The organism is Halomonas halocynthiae DSM 14573 (assembly GCF_000425725.1).
GTDB classification, from domain to species: Bacteria; Pseudomonadota; Gammaproteobacteria; order Pseudomonadales; family Halomonadaceae; genus Halomonas; species Halomonas halocynthiae.
Genome location: NZ_AUDZ01000013.1, coordinates 33483 through 47738, shown reverse-complemented (window position 1 = coordinate 47738; position 14256 = coordinate 33483). Strand labels below are relative to the sequence as shown.

The 14256-nt window shown below is 55.0% G+C and carries 13 protein-coding genes and 1 pseudogene; 7 read left to right on the top strand and 7 right to left on the bottom strand.

Annotated features, from left to right (window positions below; genetic code table 11):
* Positions 1-77 precede the first annotated feature (77 nt).
* The 4 genes and pseudogenes from dapF to argH all read right to left on the bottom strand — a co-directional run bounded on the left by dapF (position 78) and on the right by argH (position 3847).
* Positions 78-911, bottom strand: a complete 834-nt coding sequence (dapF, locus tag H616_RS0100225) for a diaminopimelate epimerase (protein ID WP_027965551.1) — start codon at positions 909-911, stop codon at positions 78-80.
* Between the two features lie 12 nt (positions 912-923).
* Positions 924-2195, bottom strand: a complete 1272-nt coding sequence (gene lysA / locus H616_RS0100220) for a diaminopimelate decarboxylase (RefSeq protein WP_027965550.1) — start codon at positions 2193-2195, stop codon at positions 924-926.
* Between the two features lie 72 nt (positions 2196-2267).
* Positions 2268-2402 (bottom strand): annotated as a pseudogene (gene lptM / locus H616_RS15780) (LPS translocon maturation chaperone LptM); the annotation flags it as partial.
* Complete coding sequence (gene argH, locus H616_RS0100210; protein ID WP_027965549.1) at positions 2402-3847, bottom strand: argininosuccinate lyase; 1446 nt, start codon at positions 3845-3847, stop codon at positions 2402-2404. The pseudogene lptM and the gene argH, both read right to left, overlap by 1 nt.
* Positions 3848-4073: 226 nt before the next feature.
* Between argH and hemC the strand changes: the two genes are divergently transcribed.
* The 5 genes from hemC (at position 4074) to H616_RS0100185 (ending at position 8998) form a co-directional block, all read left to right on the top strand.
* Positions 4074-5033: a hydroxymethylbilane synthase gene (gene hemC, locus H616_RS0100205; protein WP_051233838.1), complete on the top strand. Its 960-nt coding sequence runs from the start codon at positions 4074-4076 to the stop codon at positions 5031-5033.
* A 2-nt stretch (positions 5034-5035) separates the two neighbouring features.
* Positions 5036-5827, top strand: a complete 792-nt coding sequence (locus tag H616_RS0100200) for a uroporphyrinogen-III synthase (protein ID WP_027965547.1) — start codon at positions 5036-5038, stop codon at positions 5825-5827.
* Between the two features lie 6 nt (positions 5828-5833).
* On the top strand, positions 5834-7282 hold the full coding sequence (locus H616_RS0100195; RefSeq protein WP_027965546.1) for a uroporphyrinogen-III C-methyltransferase: 1449 nt from the start codon (positions 5834-5836) through the stop codon (positions 7280-7282).
* Positions 7279-8529: a heme biosynthesis HemY N-terminal domain-containing protein gene (locus H616_RS0100190; RefSeq protein WP_027965545.1), complete on the top strand. Its 1251-nt coding sequence runs from the start codon at positions 7279-7281 to the stop codon at positions 8527-8529. The genes H616_RS0100195 and H616_RS0100190 overlap by 4 nt, the downstream gene beginning before the upstream one ends.
* A gap of 220 nt (positions 8530-8749) precedes the next feature.
* Complete coding sequence (locus H616_RS0100185; protein WP_027965544.1) at positions 8750-8998, top strand: hypothetical protein; 249 nt, start codon at positions 8750-8752, stop codon at positions 8996-8998.
* A 228-nt stretch (positions 8999-9226) separates the two neighbouring features.
* On the opposite strand, the gene H616_RS13845 is transcribed toward H616_RS0100185, so the two are convergent.
* Entirely contained in the window at positions 9227-11557 is a 2331-nt protein-coding gene (locus tag H616_RS13845; RefSeq protein ID WP_051233837.1) for a mechanosensitive ion channel domain-containing protein, read from the bottom strand.
* A 288-nt stretch (positions 11558-11845) separates the two neighbouring features.
* On the opposite strand from H616_RS13845, the gene crcB reads away from it, so the two are divergent.
* Together crcB and H616_RS0100170 are read left to right on the top strand one after the other, a co-directional pair.
* Positions 11846-12232 carry a fluoride efflux transporter CrcB gene (gene crcB, locus H616_RS0100175; RefSeq protein ID WP_027965543.1) on the top strand — a complete coding sequence of 129 codons (387 nt, stop codon included), beginning with the start codon at positions 11846-11848 and terminating at the stop codon, positions 12230-12232.
* Positions 12229-12621: a fluoride efflux transporter FluC gene (locus tag H616_RS0100170; RefSeq protein ID WP_027965542.1), complete on the top strand. Its 393-nt coding sequence runs from the start codon at positions 12229-12231 to the stop codon at positions 12619-12621. The genes crcB and H616_RS0100170 overlap by 4 nt, the downstream gene beginning before the upstream one ends.
* A gap of 150 nt (positions 12622-12771) precedes the next feature.
* Here H616_RS0100170 and H616_RS0100165 read toward each other — a convergent pair whose 3' ends face one another.
* On the bottom strand, positions 12772-13659 hold the full coding sequence (locus H616_RS0100165; protein ID WP_027965541.1) for a SphA family protein: 888 nt from the start codon (positions 13657-13659) through the stop codon (positions 12772-12774).
* A gap of 74 nt (positions 13660-13733) precedes the next feature.
* Positions 13734-14255, bottom strand: a complete 522-nt coding sequence (locus H616_RS0100160) for a flavin reductase family protein (protein WP_051233835.1) — start codon at positions 14253-14255, stop codon at positions 13734-13736.
* Between the last annotated feature and the right edge of the window lies 1 nt (position 14256).

Sequence of the window (14256 nt, the reverse complement as noted above, 5' to 3'; positions counted from 1 at the left end):
TTGCCCAGCGAGCTGGCGCTGATGAAAGCCGTTTAGCATGTTGTGACTCAGTGCGCATATAGCCGCCCGCGCTTTACTCAGTTCAGGGTGATGCGTCCACTGAAAACCCGCTCGGCGGGGCCCCTCATGCTCAGTGGCTGATCCTCTCCAGGCCAGCTTATTTCCAACGTGCCGCCGGGCAGCTCTACGCGTACAGGGCTTTTCAGTAACCCTTGACGAATACCGCAAGCTACGGCGGCGCAAGCCCCCGTGCCACAAGCTAGGGTTTCGCCACTGCCGCGCTCAAATACCCGCAGGCGGATATGCTGGGGTGAAATCACCTGCATGAAGCCGACGTTGACGCCGTTGGCGAAGCGAGGATGCTTCTCAATGGCGGGGCCTACGCTTGAAACTGGCGCGCTATCTACGTTGTCGACGCGCAGCACGGCGTGCGGATTACCCATAGACGCTATGCTGATTTGATACGTTTGGCCGTTAACCTCAAGGGCGTGTAGCAGGCGGTCCTGATCGGCATCGAAGGCGACTGCAGCGGGAGTGAACAGAGGCTGGCCCATATTAACGCGTATCTGGTCGATCTGTTCCACATGCAGTGTCAACGGCCCGCCAGCCGTCTCAACATGGATTTCTCTCTTGTGGGTCAGCCGTTGGTCTCGCACGAAACGCGCAAAGCAGCGTGCGCCGTTGCCACAGCTTTCCACTTCATTACCATCGGCATTGTAAATGCGGTAACGAAAGTCCATGTCGGGATTTAGCGGTGGTTCAACCACCAGCAACTGGTCAAAGCCAATGCCTAGGCGTCGGTGGCTTAGCGCCCTGATTTGCTCAGGGGTTAGCCGAGCACGTTGGGTAATCAGGTCTACGACCATGAAGTCATTACCCAGGCCATGCATTTTGGTGAAGTACAGCAGCATTGTTATGCCCCGTCAGGTGTCATCGTTGGGCAGCAGCGACTCGCCAGCCCACAGCTCGTCCAGCCGCTCACGGCGACGCACCAGATGAACGCTGTTACCGTCGACCATCACTTCTGGTGGACGCGGTCGGCTGTTGTAGTTTGATGCCATTACAAAGCCATAGGCCCCAGCAGAGCGCACGGCGAGTAAGTCGCCTGCGGCAATGGCTAGCTCGCGCTCTTTGCCGAGAAAGTCGCCAGTCTCGCACACGGGGCCTACGACATCATAAAGGTCGCTGTTGCGCGGTGAACGAGTATCTACCGGCACGATATTCTGCCATGCCTGATACAGTGCAGGGCGAATTAGGTCGTTCAGGCCCGCATCGATAATGGCAAAGTTCTTGGTTTCGCCGGGCTTGAGAAACTCGACTCGGGTGAGCAGCACGCCAGCATTGGCGGTAATTGAGCGCCCTGGTTCAAGTAGCAGGGTGAGCTTCTCGCTGCCAGGCCAGCGTGAAAGGCGCTCCAGCAATGCTCGGGCGTACTCGCTAGGGTGTGGTGGGGTTTCGTCGTTGTAAGTGACGCCAAGGCCGCCGCCCAAGTCTAGGTGGTCGATGTGGATGCCGTCTTCGCGCAAGGCGTCCAGCAGGACGAGTAGTCGCTCCAGTGCATCTAAGAATGGAGGCAGTTCGGTTAACTGTGAGCCGATATGACAGTCGATGCCGACGACGCGCAAGTGGTCCATTTGGTTAGCTTGGCGGTAAGCATCACGGGCCTCGCTGACGGCGATGCCGAACTTGTTGTCTTTAAGGCCAGTGGAAATATACGGGTGCGTGCCAGCGTCAACGTCTGGGTTGACGCGCAATGAAACGGGCGCGACTTTACCAAGGCTGGCTGCTACGCTGTTCAGGCGTTCAAGCTCAGCGGTTGATTCGACATTGAAGCATTTGATGCCGACGTCTAGCGCCCTAGCTAGCTCGGCCGGCTGCTTGGCCACGCCAGAGAACACCACTTTGGCAGGGTCGCCGCCTGCGGCGAGTACCCGTTCGAGCTCGCCGATTGACACGATATCGAAGCCAGCGCCCTGGCGTGACAGTACGTTGAGTACGCCGAGATTGGAGTTCGCCTTGACTGCATAGCAGATCAGGTGCGGATGACTGCTCAGGGCATCGCTATAAGCACGAAGGTGGCGGACCAGAGTGGCCCGAGAGTACACATAACAGGGGGTGCCAAATTGTTCGGCAATCTGGTCTAGCGGCAACTCTTCTGCGTACATGAGGCCGTCGCGGTACTCAAAATAGTCCATCTAGCTGTCTCGCTTGTTGTCGTTGGCCGAAGAAGGGGGCTCTTCTTCAACGTTTTGTATCGGCTCAGGCGTGCCGTAGCGCTCAGCAGCGGCCTTATCGTCAGGTAGGTATAAGGGGCCTTTCTGACCACAAGCGGCTAGAAGCAAGCTGAGCGACAGCGCACCAACTATTAGGGCGATTGTGCGAATTGTTACGCTCGGCAGCATCAGCGCGTTACTCCGTTATTTGTTGCACCTGAATTTATGGCACCCAGGGCATCCCGAGCACGCTGTGCCGCAGCGCGCACTTGATTGGGCGCGGTGCCGCCAATGTGGTTACGTGCAGCGACGGAGCCGTCGAGGGTCAATACCTCGAACACGTCGTCGCTAATGGTTTCTGAGAATTGGCGCAGCTCATCCAGGCTCATATCAGACAGGTCTTTCCCTTCGCGCAACCCATAAGCCACTGAGCGACCAACGATGTCGTGAGCGTCGCGGAAGGCTACGCCCTTACGTACTAAGTAGTCAGCCAGATCTGTGGCAGTAGAGAAGCCTTTACGTGCGGCTTCGCGCATGTTGTCAGACTTGGACTCGATAGCCGGAATCATGTCGGCGAAGGCCTTCAGGCAGTCCTGCACGGTGCTCAGAGTGTCGAACAGCGGCTCTTTGTCTTCTTGATTGTCTTTGTTATAGGCCAGGGGTTGCGACTTCATTAGCGTCAGCAGGCTCATTAAATGGCCGTAAACACGCCCAGTTTTGCCGCGTACGAGCTCTGGCACATCTGGATTTTTCTTTTGCGGCATGATCGAAGAGCCGGTGCAGAAGCGGTCAGGCAAATCGATAAAGGCAAATTGGGCGCTGGTCCATAGCACCAGTTCTTCGCTCATGCGCGATAAGTGCATCAGCAGCAGGCTGGCGAAGGCTGTGAACTCAATTGCAAAGTCACGATCGCTGACCGCGTCAAGGCTATTCTCGGCAGGGCGCTCGAAGCCCAGTAACTCAGCGGTCATGTGGCGGTCGATGGGGTAGGTCGTGCCAGCCAGTGCAGCAGCGCCTAGCGGCATTACGTTGACGCGTTTGCGGCAGTCCAGCAGGCGTTCATGATCTCGACTCAGCATTTCCTGCCAAGCCAGCAAGTGATGGCCAAATGTGACGGGCTGAGCGGTTTGCAGGTGAGTAAAGCCGGGCATGATGGTGTCGGCCTCACGCTCGGCCAGCTCGATCAAGCCATGGCGCAAGCGTGCCAGCTCAGCGGCTACCGTGTCGATTTCATCGCGCAGATACAAGCGGATATCGGTGGCTACCTGGTCGTTGCGTGAACGGCCAGTGTGTAGCTTCTTGCCGGTAATGCCGATTTTGTCGGTTAGCCGCGCTTCAATGTTCATGTGAACATCTTCAAGCTCAACCGACCACTCGAAAGTACCCGCCACAATATCGGCCTGAACCTCGTTTAGCCCTTCCAAAATGGCGTCTCGTTCGTCGTCCGTCAGTACGCCGACCTGTGCCAACATGGTGGCATGGGCGCGCGAGCCCTGGATGTCATGTAGAGCCAGCTTGCGGTCAAAATCGACCGAGGCGGTGAAGCGGGCAACAAAGGCATCTGTGGGTTCGCTGAAGCGGCCGCCCCAGGATTGATTGGTGTCGGGCTGCGTGTTGGAAGGACTCGTGCTCATCTGACGGGTATCCTGTCGAAATAGTGAAGATGGAAATATGCCAGAAGTGTATCAGAGTCAGGCAAGCGGGGAATGACTGGCGCACGGCTTTGAGCTTGTCGTTCAGCCGAGTAACGTGTCGGCTTTATCGAGCGTTCTGCGTGCACCGGTTTTTCTTGTTTCGCTCCGGTGCTTTATGATGGGGGTAATCAACACATCAACCGGACGTTGGCAATTGTGCCGATTCATGACGTACCGGCTATGGGAGAGACTTGTGCAGACCTTGCGTATTGCTACTCGAAAGAGCCAATTGGCTATGTGGCAGGCGGAATATATTCGTGACCGCCTGATAGCAGAACACCCCGACCTTCAGGTAGAGCTTGTGCCGATGGTGACGCGCGGCGATAAAATTTTGGATACGCCGCTGTCTAAAATTGGTGGTAAGGGGCTGTTTGTCAAAGAGCTGGAAGAAGCCATGCTTGATGGGCGCGCTGACCTCGCGGTTCACTCGATGAAAGATGTGCCGATGCATTTTCCTGAAAGCTTGGGGCTTTCGGTAATTCTGGCGGGTGCGGAACCAACAGATGCTTTTGTATCCAATCATTACCGCAACCTTGATGAGCTACCTGAGGGCGCGCGAATTGGTACGACAAGCCTGCGCCGTGGCTTGCAGATGCGCGAAGCGCGTCCAGATTTAGAAATACGCGATCTGCGCGGCAACGTGCAAACGCGCCTGGGCAAGCTGGATGCTGGTGAGTACGATGCGATTTTGTTGGCAACGGCGGGTCTTAAGCGCTTGGGGCTTGATGAACGCATTGCCCAAGAACTGCCACCTGACGTTTGCTTACCCGCTTGTGGCCAAGGTGCACTGGGCATTGAGTGCCGTATGCACGACGCGGAATTGATTGCGCTGCTGGCGCCGCTGGATGACCCTCATACCGCTACGCGCGTGCGTGCTGAGCGAGCTATGAATACCCGTCTAGAGGGTGGCTGCCAGGTACCCATCGCGGGCCATGCCGTGTTCGAGAATGAAGACCAAACACTGTGGCTGAGAGCGCTGGTTGGGACTCCAGACGGCAAGCAGGTGCTGCGTGCTGAGGGGCGAGGCTCTATACATGAGCCTGAGGCGTTAGGGTTGCGAGTGGCCGAAGACTTGCTGGAGCAAGGCGCGGCTGAAATTCTCGCAACGGTTTACGGCGCTGGTTGATAATGTCTCTGCCGGTATTGGTGTGTCGCCCTGGCGCTCGTGCTAAACCCTTAGTCGACGCTATTGCTGCGCTTGGCGTTAGTGTGGTGCAAGGTGACATGATGCAGCTTGAGGCGCTGGAAGAAACGCCGGTGATGCGTAGCGCCTGGCTTGATTTTGACCACTTTCGCCGAGTGATGGTGGTCAGCCCATTTGCGGCTGAGTGCCTGGCTGAGGCGCTAGATCGCTACTGGCCTCAAATGCCGATCGGTATTGACTACTATGCGGTAGGTGCCGCCACCGCGGAAGTCTTACGTCGTTTGCTAGGCGTAGAGGTGCATATTCCTCCGCCTGAGGCGGGTGAGGATACCAGTGAGGCATTGCTTACGGCAGACTCGTTGCAACGGTTGGATAATGAACGCGTCTTGCTGGTTGCTGGTGAAGGCGGTAGAACATTGTTTGCTAACACCTTGGTGGCACGCGGTGCGCAGGTAACCCGTCTGGCTGTTTACCGACGTTTGCCGATTTCACCGCCACCAAGATTGCATCAACACCTGTCCGCGGGTGACTATCAAGCTTTGGTGGTGAGTAGCGGAGAAATTCTTGAGCATCTGGCAAAATGGTGCTCAAAGGCGGCCTTGAACCAACCGCTAATCGTGTCAAGCTCTCGATTGGCTACACTGGCTGGCGAATTAGGGTTTCGTTTACCCGTTGTGGCGTCGGGCGCCACACCTGCTGCATTAGCTGCTGCGGTAGCACGCGTCAGGGATCCGGAGACGGCCGAAATTGATCATGACGATCTCGAAAAGGGCTAGTGACAGATGAATAAGCAACACAACGATCAAGACGACAAGCAGGCGCCGAGCGAAGACGTTCAGAACGGCACTCCTTCGACCTCTGACGCACAGGCGGGTAATGGGGCTAACGCTCAAAAAGATAATGCCTCAGGCCGCCGCTCGCGTCGGTACAACAAATCGGGTAACGCCCATAAGCGTGACGAGCAGAACGCTAGCAAGTCTGCTGATAGTCAGGTGGCGACACCTGCGGCATCGGCACCGGAAGCCGCTTCGTCCAGCAAGACAGCTAAGCCCGAAAGCGCTGCAGGTAAAAGTGCGTCAGGAAAAAAGACGGCCGAGAAACGTTCACCTGCGCAGAGCGATAAAAAAGCCAGCGGCAGTGCCAATAGCGGCGGAAAGGGTGGCTCGGGTAGTGGTAGCCAGCAAGCGGGCAGTCATCGTGGTGGCAGTAAAACCGGTGCTGTTGCTCTGGTGCTGACGGTTGCTCTGGGCGCTGCCGGTGGTTATTTCGGTTGGCAGCTTTGGCAGAAGCTAGACGCCCAAAGCCAAGCGGTATCAGCTTTGCCAGATGCGCCGGTTAGTCAAACCGCGTTGAACTCGCTGAAAGATGAGTTGAAAAACAGCGAGCAGCAACGTGATCAGGCAGTTCAGTCTTCTTTGGAAAAGATCAGTGCTGAGTTTGGTGATTATCGTGCCAGCGTCAATGGCACTCTGGACAAAGTGCTGACGCAGCTCTCACAAGAGCAGCAAACCGATGAGCGTGACTGGCTGCACGCCGAAGCGGCTTATCTGTTGCGCTTGGCTAATCAGCGTTTGCAATTAGAGCGTGATGTGGTCGGTGCGGTGGCGCTGCTACAGACCGCCGATGAGCGACTTGAGGAAGCAGATAATCCGGCTTTAACGCCAGTACGTCGTGCAATTGCCTCAGAACTTGCTGAGTTGAAGTCAGTGCCTCGCGTTGACAGCACTGGGATTTACCTAGAGCTAAATGCCTTGCAGGAGCGTGTCAGCTCGCTGCCGCTGAATCAAGATATCGAAGAAATTGTTGCCGATGCAACGATTGAAGAGGCACCTACTGGCGGTTGGCAGTCTCAACTTTCAACCTTTGGTAATGAGCTAAAAGGACTGGTTACTGTACGTAAACATGACCAGGCACTTGAGGCCCTGATTTCTCCGGAGCAGGAGTCGTATCTGCGGCAGAGCTTGAGGTTAGTGCTTGAGCAGTCTCAGTTGGCGCTGCTCAAACAGGAGCAAGAACTTTACGATGCCAGCCTTAACAAGGCGCTAACGCTGATTCGTGGCTATTACGATATGGACAACGCTGGGGTGAAAGCGGTGGTTGAGAACATCGAGACGCTGCGCGCAGAGCAGGTTCATCCCGAGTTGCCCGATATTAGCGGTTCTCAACAGGCGATTGGCCAATTCATTCAGCAGCGTTTCGAGGGCGGCAGCCGCCAGGGAGATAACGCATGAGAAAGCTGATACTGATCATTGTCTTTGGCCTGGTTATCGGCGCGTTATTCGGTCAGCTGATGATGTCGGTGCCAGGCTACTGGCTAGTGCGAGTCGGTGATACGTCTTACCAGACGTCTTTCTGGTTTGGCTTGGTGCTTTTGTTGGCCGTATTTGTGGCGCTGCATTTTGCTCTGCGCTTATTGTCGCGCTTTATCAATCCGGTCAGCCGATTTAGAACCTGGAATAGCCGGTCGCGTAACCGTACGGCAATGCGCCGCACTGTTCGTGGGTTGGTGGCGCTGGCAGAAGGCCGCTGGAAGCGTGCTGAAAAGTCACTGGTTAAGGCCGCAGATGATTCGAGCACACCATTGGTTAACTACCTGTCTGCTGCGCTGGCGGCCCATTATCAGGGGCGCTATGAGCAGGCTGATACCCTGCTTAAGCGCGCGCACCTCAGTACCGATGGCGCAGATACGGCGGTGGGGTTGATGCAGGCTCAGCTAATGCTTGATCGCCAGCAGTATGAGGAAGCGCTGGCAGCGTTGACTCGGCTGGACCAGCATCTGCCCAACCATCCCCAGGTACTTAAACAACTCAAGCAGGCGTATATCAGCGTGAGTGACTGGGACGGCTTGCGCCGTTTGATGCCTCGGCTTGCTGCTCAACAGTTGATCTCCCGTGAAGAGCGCGAAGTGCTTGAGTACCAGGCTTATCGGGAGCTGATTGTACAAGCGTCGCGGGTTGTCGACGAGAGTGGTATCGAGACAGTGCGCAACCTGTGGGCTGATATGCCGGACCATTTGCGTACCAATACTGACTTGATTGTGCTGTATACCGAAACGCTGGTGCAGAGTAATGAGCAGGGTATTGCTGAGCGTCTGCTGCGCCACGCGCTGAAAGAGCACTGGGACAGCCGTCTGATTCTGTGTTACGGAATGCTGGATGTTGACCCGAAGCGCCAGCTGGCGGCTAGCGAAAAGTGGCTTCAGGAGCGCCCCAATGATCCTGACCTGCTCTTAACGCTGGGCCGCCTGTCGCTGCGTAATGCGTACTGGGATAAGGCGAAAGAGTACTTTGAAGCGAGCCAACAGCAACGCTCCAGCGGCGTGGTATGTGCTGAGCTGGCACGGCTATATGCTAACCTTGGCGATCATAACAAGAGTCAACTGTTTTATCGTCAAAGTGTTGAGCTGTTGGACAGCTCACTGCCAGCATTACCGCAACCTGTTCCAGATGTGACGGCACAAGCAAAGAAAGCGTCCTGATTGAGACGGCGTGAAAGTTAAACAGGGCTGCCGATTGGCAGCCCTGTTTGTATGTAATGAGTGAGTACCATATGTCAATTAAGGATACTGTTGGCGTTGATGCTGAGCAGGTTATGTCGCTGATGCATAACTGTTGCAATAAAGGAATCCTGTTTTCCTTTTCATACGGCTGCTATCTACTACCATGGTCTAGATAATCACTTAGACTGATGTGAGAGCAATGAACTCTTTTCTTGTTGACGTATATGCCATTGGCCCTCAAGGGCAAGACCTGCATCTTGGTGGTGGTATATTTCGAGCCGGTAGTGCGTCTGAGGCAGAAGCGATGGCCGCTAGCGAGTATGGGTCCAACGAACTTTCTCTGCGTGGCTTTGATATTGCCTTCATGACCGACGTGCCAGACGTCGGCTCTAAAGGCGTGCCGCTGGCGCAGCTCGGCCTTTCCTTGCCCGGTGAATTTTACGCCTGATAAATACCCGTGGTGCATCGTCAGTTGTCGCACCTATCTTGTACGTTTTATGTTGTGATAATTGGTGAAACACATAGGCCGCCTTTGAAGAGTTCAAAGGCGGCCTATGTGTTTGCGTCTGTTATATGTTTTCAGCAGCGATGCTTAGGCCTAGCTTAATGCATAGAAGGTTGCTCTAGAAGCACAGCTAACGCCAGCACCCGCTAAGGGGTGCTAGCGGCCCAAGGGTTATTCTACATCGCCTCCCGTTGGGAGGCTGTCTTCATCCGACTCGCTATCCATGTCTTTGATGCGTCGTTTGCTTGGATCCTTGTGCGAGCGCTTCTTGCGTGGATCAAAACGGTCATCGGAGGCATTGTCGAGCGTTTTGGGCTGCCCGGCAGGACTGCCATCGATTGTGAAATCCTGCTCCATAACACGCAGGTTAGCGGGCGGCGCAGAGCCTGTTTTGTCTTGGCCGAAGTATAGGTTCATGTGCGGGAACGGAATTTCGATACCTGCCGCGTCGAAGCGCATCTTGACCAGACGGTTGTAAGCACGACCCACGGCCCACTGATCGCCAGGCGTGGTCTTGAGAACCACTCGGATATTTACCGCGCTGTCGCCAAGTGAGGTAACGCCCGGAATATCAATCGGTGCGAGCAGTTTGTGGCCGTGCGCTTCGCTGACTTTGAGGTCTTCGAAGGCCAGCTTGAGGTGCTCCACGGCATCATCGATGCTTTCGCGATACGCAATGCTGTACTCACCCACGTGGTTACCAAACTCACGCATATAGTTTGAGACGGTGTCCACGCTGGAGAAAGGAACGATGTGATAGGTGCCACTGAGGTCGCGGATGCCTACTGAACGAATGCTCAAGCGCTCGGCAGTGCCGGTGATGCCACTTACCGTAACAACATCGCCGACATTCATAGCATTTTCTATCTGAATAAAAATGCCGGTAATGATGTCTCGGACCAGACTTTGAGAGCCAACACCGATGGCTAGACCCAGCACCCCGGCACCAGCGATCAGTGGGCCGACATTGATACCTATCTCGGACAGCACGACCATGGTTGTCATGGTAAGCAGAGTGATTGCTAAGGCGTTACGAAACAATGTTAGCAACGTTTGTGCCCGAGCAGAGGGAATCTCGTGGTTGGCATTAGGGTTTAGCTTGTCCTCAATCAGGCTGGCTAAACCAATCCACACGCCAGCTGCAATAATCAAGATGGTAATCAGGCTCGTCAGTTTTCCGGTGAGTTCACCACCGGCTTCAGAGGCGTACCAGTCTGACAGGTTGAAGGGGGTCCAAGCGTCCAGCACCAACAAAAACACCACAACCAGTATCAGCGTGCGAGCTATTCGTAGGCCCGTGGGAATATAGCTGTTTAAGCGAGATTCCAGCAGCGGTAGCCGGTTACACAGCTCTTCGGACAGTTTGATTCGGCGGCCAATGATCTGAGTAAGAAACCGCGAAAGCAGCATACCTAACAGTATTGCAATCAGCGTCTGCGCGGTGGCTTTCATGACAAACAACAGAGCTTCGTCTGGGCGGGTAAGGGTTAGTACCAGCACCAGTGTAAAGTAGGCCAGCGCAAACAGATGCCAAATACGAGAAAACAGTTGAAGTGACACACGGCTTACCGTCATAGAGGTCTTTTTGGCAGAGCGGTAGATCGCGTCGCGTATTTTTTTCCGGTTGATCAGCACCACCGATACGGCATAAAAGTAGGTGAAGATCATGATCAGCGTGCCAGCATTGCTGCCTAGAGTGGGCGATAGATAGGCATTGAGCAGCGGTACTACCACCATTAGGCCGTAACCGGCTAACCCGATCAGACGAGCAATCCAGCGGTTCCAGTAAGACGCATCAGCACTGGAAATGTGCAGCAAACGTAGCCCCTCATACCGTGTGGAAAACAGCACACGCACTGCCACTTTGAGGAGTTCGATGATTAAGAATGCATTGAGAAATAGCGAGGCCTGAGTCGAGAGCTCCCCACTTTCTCCGAGTGCAAATGTCGCAAGCAAGTTGCCGCCCACGTAGGCTAGCCCAACGATAAGCGTATCAATCAGCGCTGCAACGGCAACACTGATCAGCAGCCTGACCATTGGGTAGAACCCCTGACCATGTAGTGACCACTGGCTAAGTAACATGAACAGGTGGCGAGATAGACGGCGTATGAGGAAAAATATCCCAAATGTCGCTAGTACGACTATGCCGAGGTTGATACTTGCTGTGGTCAGCGCATCGATATCGATGGTCGCTTCTTCAGTCAGTCCATTGCGAAACAGATTGCCAACAACGTTGATCGCTTGGCTACCTTGGTCGGTAAGCTCGTTCACTACTTTGCTGGTTGTTTCAGCTAACTGGCGAGGGAGCGTTGGTTCCTCGTCTTCGGGCAAAGCTGCGCCAGCTGGCGTGTTCTCGGCGGCGCCACGTAACTGGTCAATGAGTTGCTGCCGAGTGTCTGGGTTCTCAATCATCTCCGCCAGGGCGGCATTAGCTGCTGGTGGCTCGGCGTCAGCAGTAGATTGAGCCATAGCTGGCTGTACTATGCTGATGATCACCAGCATAGCCATTAGCCAGCCGAGAAAGTGAGGAAGTGGTCTTGTGGAATGCACGCAAGGGCCTCCGTGTCGGGGGTCGTCTACGGGTAAAGTGTTTTACACAATAACGCCACCAAGTGTCGGAAAGCAGCGCTCTAGTGTCCGTATTCTAGATTTAATGCATAGGATATTAAAGAATGTCTAGGGTACAGGCATTTAGACGAAATGTCGGCGTATAGACCACAGTTGTGCGCTGAAGTGTTGCTAGCTTGGGCGTGAGCCGCGAATAAAAGTGGACGTGAACATGGAGCAGGCATGGACGTGAATGCGTTGTGGTGGGTAGCAATTGCCGCGGGGGGAGGCATGGGGGGCATGGCGCGGCTGTTTGTTAGTGAGCTGTGTGCCACATTGCTTGGCAAGAATTTCCCTTGGGGGACGCTGGTTGTCAACATCTTAGGTAGCTGCGCTGTTGGTATGCTGGCCGTTAGGTTGCATTGGCCGCTTAGCAACACACCGCTTGCTGTATTACTGATAACCGGAGTGTTGGGTGGTTTTACCACCGTCTCATCATTCAGCTTACAGACGCTGGCGTTGAGAGATGAAGGGCATGCTGGTTGGGCGCTACTCAATGGGGTGCTGACATTGGTGCTGGGTGTGGCAGCCGCTGGGATTGGCTGGTTCATGGCTGGTGGCGGCCGATGATTGGTTGGCGTGGTTATCTTCAGGTCGGCGTGGGTAGTGGGCTTGGAGCGTTGTCGCGAGCTTTAGTTGGGCAAGCCGCAATTTTGGCGTTGGGCAGCGCTTTTATATGGGCGACGCTAGCTGTTAATGTGCTGGGCTCATGGCTGATCGCTGTTGTGGCCTCGCGTGCTGCCTATCGCCCTCATGGTATCAGTGCCCGCTGGTACCCCCTAGTCGCTGTTGGCTTTTGTGGCGGCTTCACTACGTTTTCAATGTTTGGGCTCGAAGTGATTTATCTACTCAGTACTGAACAAACCTTATATGCCATTGTGTATGTATTCAGCAGTGTCGTGCTGTGGTTGGCTGCAGCCTGGCTAGGGCAGCTAAGCGGCAGGCCCACTAAGCCCTGACGCCGCTTTTACTAACACTGGTATCCGCAATGGCTTGTCTAACCTGTGGATGGCGCCGTAGGTACGACTTTAAAGAGAAAGGCACCGTCGCTATTGAGTGCAGCTCAGAGTGTGAAATGGTGCCTTTATATGTTTAGTGCATGACTTAGCTCAGAGGGGGAGGCTCGCTTTGAGCCAGAGTGAGTCGCCTTGAGGACGGTTTTTGACAGCGAATTCTCGCTCGTATTTGAGTGTCACGAAGGCACCTTGCCCGTTATCCCACTTTAGTGACGGGCCGATGGAGAAGGCTTGTCCACGGTTGCCGATCTTGCCACCATTAAGTCGGTCATCGGTGACTTGGCGGTAGGCATAGCCGCCTACTCCAGCGACCCAGTTCGAGTGTAGTGCATAGCCTAAGGAATAATCGGCATGCAGCTCGTGTCCTGACTGGTAGTGGGTGTCGGGGTTCTCGAAATTGTAGTCATACATCATTTTGAGGTCCCAGTTTAACCCTTCGGGATTAACCTGAGAGAGTGCGTACACGCCTTGTACGGACCAGTAGTTGCGGCCAACATTAGCCAAGCGGTCGGCATTGAAACTACCGGTGGGCACGAATACATCGACCCCTACGGCGCTGTGGAGGTTAGGGCTATGGTGATAAGCCAATGCCATGGTCAAGTCGATATCACCCAGACCTTGATCGCTGTCCTGCTGGCCATCGACAGTGACATCGAGGTCGACCAATGGAAAGAGGCTGGCAAAAGCCAGTTGCCCGCCCCACAAGGTTTGCCCAGTAACCCAGAGTAAGCGTGGTGCCAGTACATTAGCTCTGAGTCGGAAGTCGATGGGCAACTGCTCCGCTTGGTCGTTGCGAAGCTCGTCAGCGGCATAGTGGTTGGCGTAGAGCAACGGATGGACGCCTGGCGGTGGAAGGGCTCCCATCAGAAAGTTCTCGGCGCCCATGGGGTAGGTGGATCCGCCACCCTCTGTGGCCTGAACCGAGGCTGTAGTTACTAAGGCCAGTGCGGTGATACTGCCATGCAGTATTGTGCTTTTCATTGTAAGGGCTCGTATTGCTGTTGTTATTATTGCTCGAGGCCGAAAGGCCCCGAGGTTAGTGGGTAATGGTGCGCTCAGGCGCTCAGGCGCTGAAACCCTCCTTGGTAGAAGAGTAATGGTTCTCCTGGTTGACTGGTGAAGCGTAGTACCCGCCCAACGATCAGCAGATGATCTCCTGCTAGGCGGGTGAATTCGACGCGACACTCTAGGCGCGCCAAGCTATCCGTTAAAAGCGGGACACCATCGGCACTGGTCTGCACAGTAATGTTGGCAAACTTATCCTTGGCCGGGCGGGCAAATTGCAAAGCCAGTGCCTCTTGATGGGCACCGAGAATATTTACTGCGAAGTGCCCTCCTTCAACGAAAGCGTCCAAACTGGGTGATTGCACGCCCAGGCTCCACAGGATGAGAGGTGGCTCTAACGACAGTGACGAGAAAGAGTTGGCAGTAATGCCGCTGGGCTGGCCGCTCTCCCCCACTGTAGTGATCACGGTTACCCCGGTGGCAAAGTGCCCTAAGGTTTGACGGAGGGGCCGTGAGTTAAAGGTCTCGACGTTGGTTTCGATGGCAGGCTCGGGTGCGGTCAGAGTCGTCATG

Coding starts and splice junctions, on each gene's coding strand:
- dapF (WP_027965551.1), bottom strand. CDS start 911: ATGCTGCTGTACTTCACCAAAATGCATGGCCTGGGTAATGACTTCATG.
- lysA (WP_027965550.1), bottom strand. CDS start 2,195: ATGGACTATTTTGAGTACCGCGACGGCCTCATGTACGCAGAAGAGTTG.
- argH (WP_027965549.1), bottom strand. CDS start 3,847: ATGAGCACGAGTCCTTCCAACACGCAGCCCGACACCAATCAATCCTGG.
- hemC (WP_051233838.1), top strand. CDS start 4,074: ATGACGTACCGGCTATGGGAGAGACTTGTGCAGACCTTGCGTATTGCT.
- H616_RS0100200 (WP_027965547.1), top strand. CDS start 5,036: ATGTCTCTGCCGGTATTGGTGTGTCGCCCTGGCGCTCGTGCTAAACCC.
- H616_RS0100195 (WP_027965546.1), top strand. CDS start 5,834: ATGAATAAGCAACACAACGATCAAGACGACAAGCAGGCGCCGAGCGAA.
- H616_RS0100190 (WP_027965545.1), top strand. CDS start 7,279: ATGAGAAAGCTGATACTGATCATTGTCTTTGGCCTGGTTATCGGCGCG.
- H616_RS0100185 (WP_027965544.1), top strand. CDS start 8,750: ATGAACTCTTTTCTTGTTGACGTATATGCCATTGGCCCTCAAGGGCAA.
- H616_RS13845 (WP_051233837.1), bottom strand. CDS start 11,557: ATGCTGGTGATCATCAGCATAGTACAGCCAGCTATGGCTCAATCTACT.
- crcB (WP_027965543.1), top strand. CDS start 11,846: ATGGACGTGAATGCGTTGTGGTGGGTAGCAATTGCCGCGGGGGGAGGC.
- H616_RS0100170 (WP_027965542.1), top strand. CDS start 12,229: ATGATTGGTTGGCGTGGTTATCTTCAGGTCGGCGTGGGTAGTGGGCTT.
- H616_RS0100165 (WP_027965541.1), bottom strand. CDS start 13,659: ATGAAAAGCACAATACTGCATGGCAGTATCACCGCACTGGCCTTAGTA.
- H616_RS0100160 (WP_051233835.1), bottom strand. CDS start 14,255: ATGACGACTCTGACCGCACCCGAGCCTGCCATCGAAACCAACGTCGAG.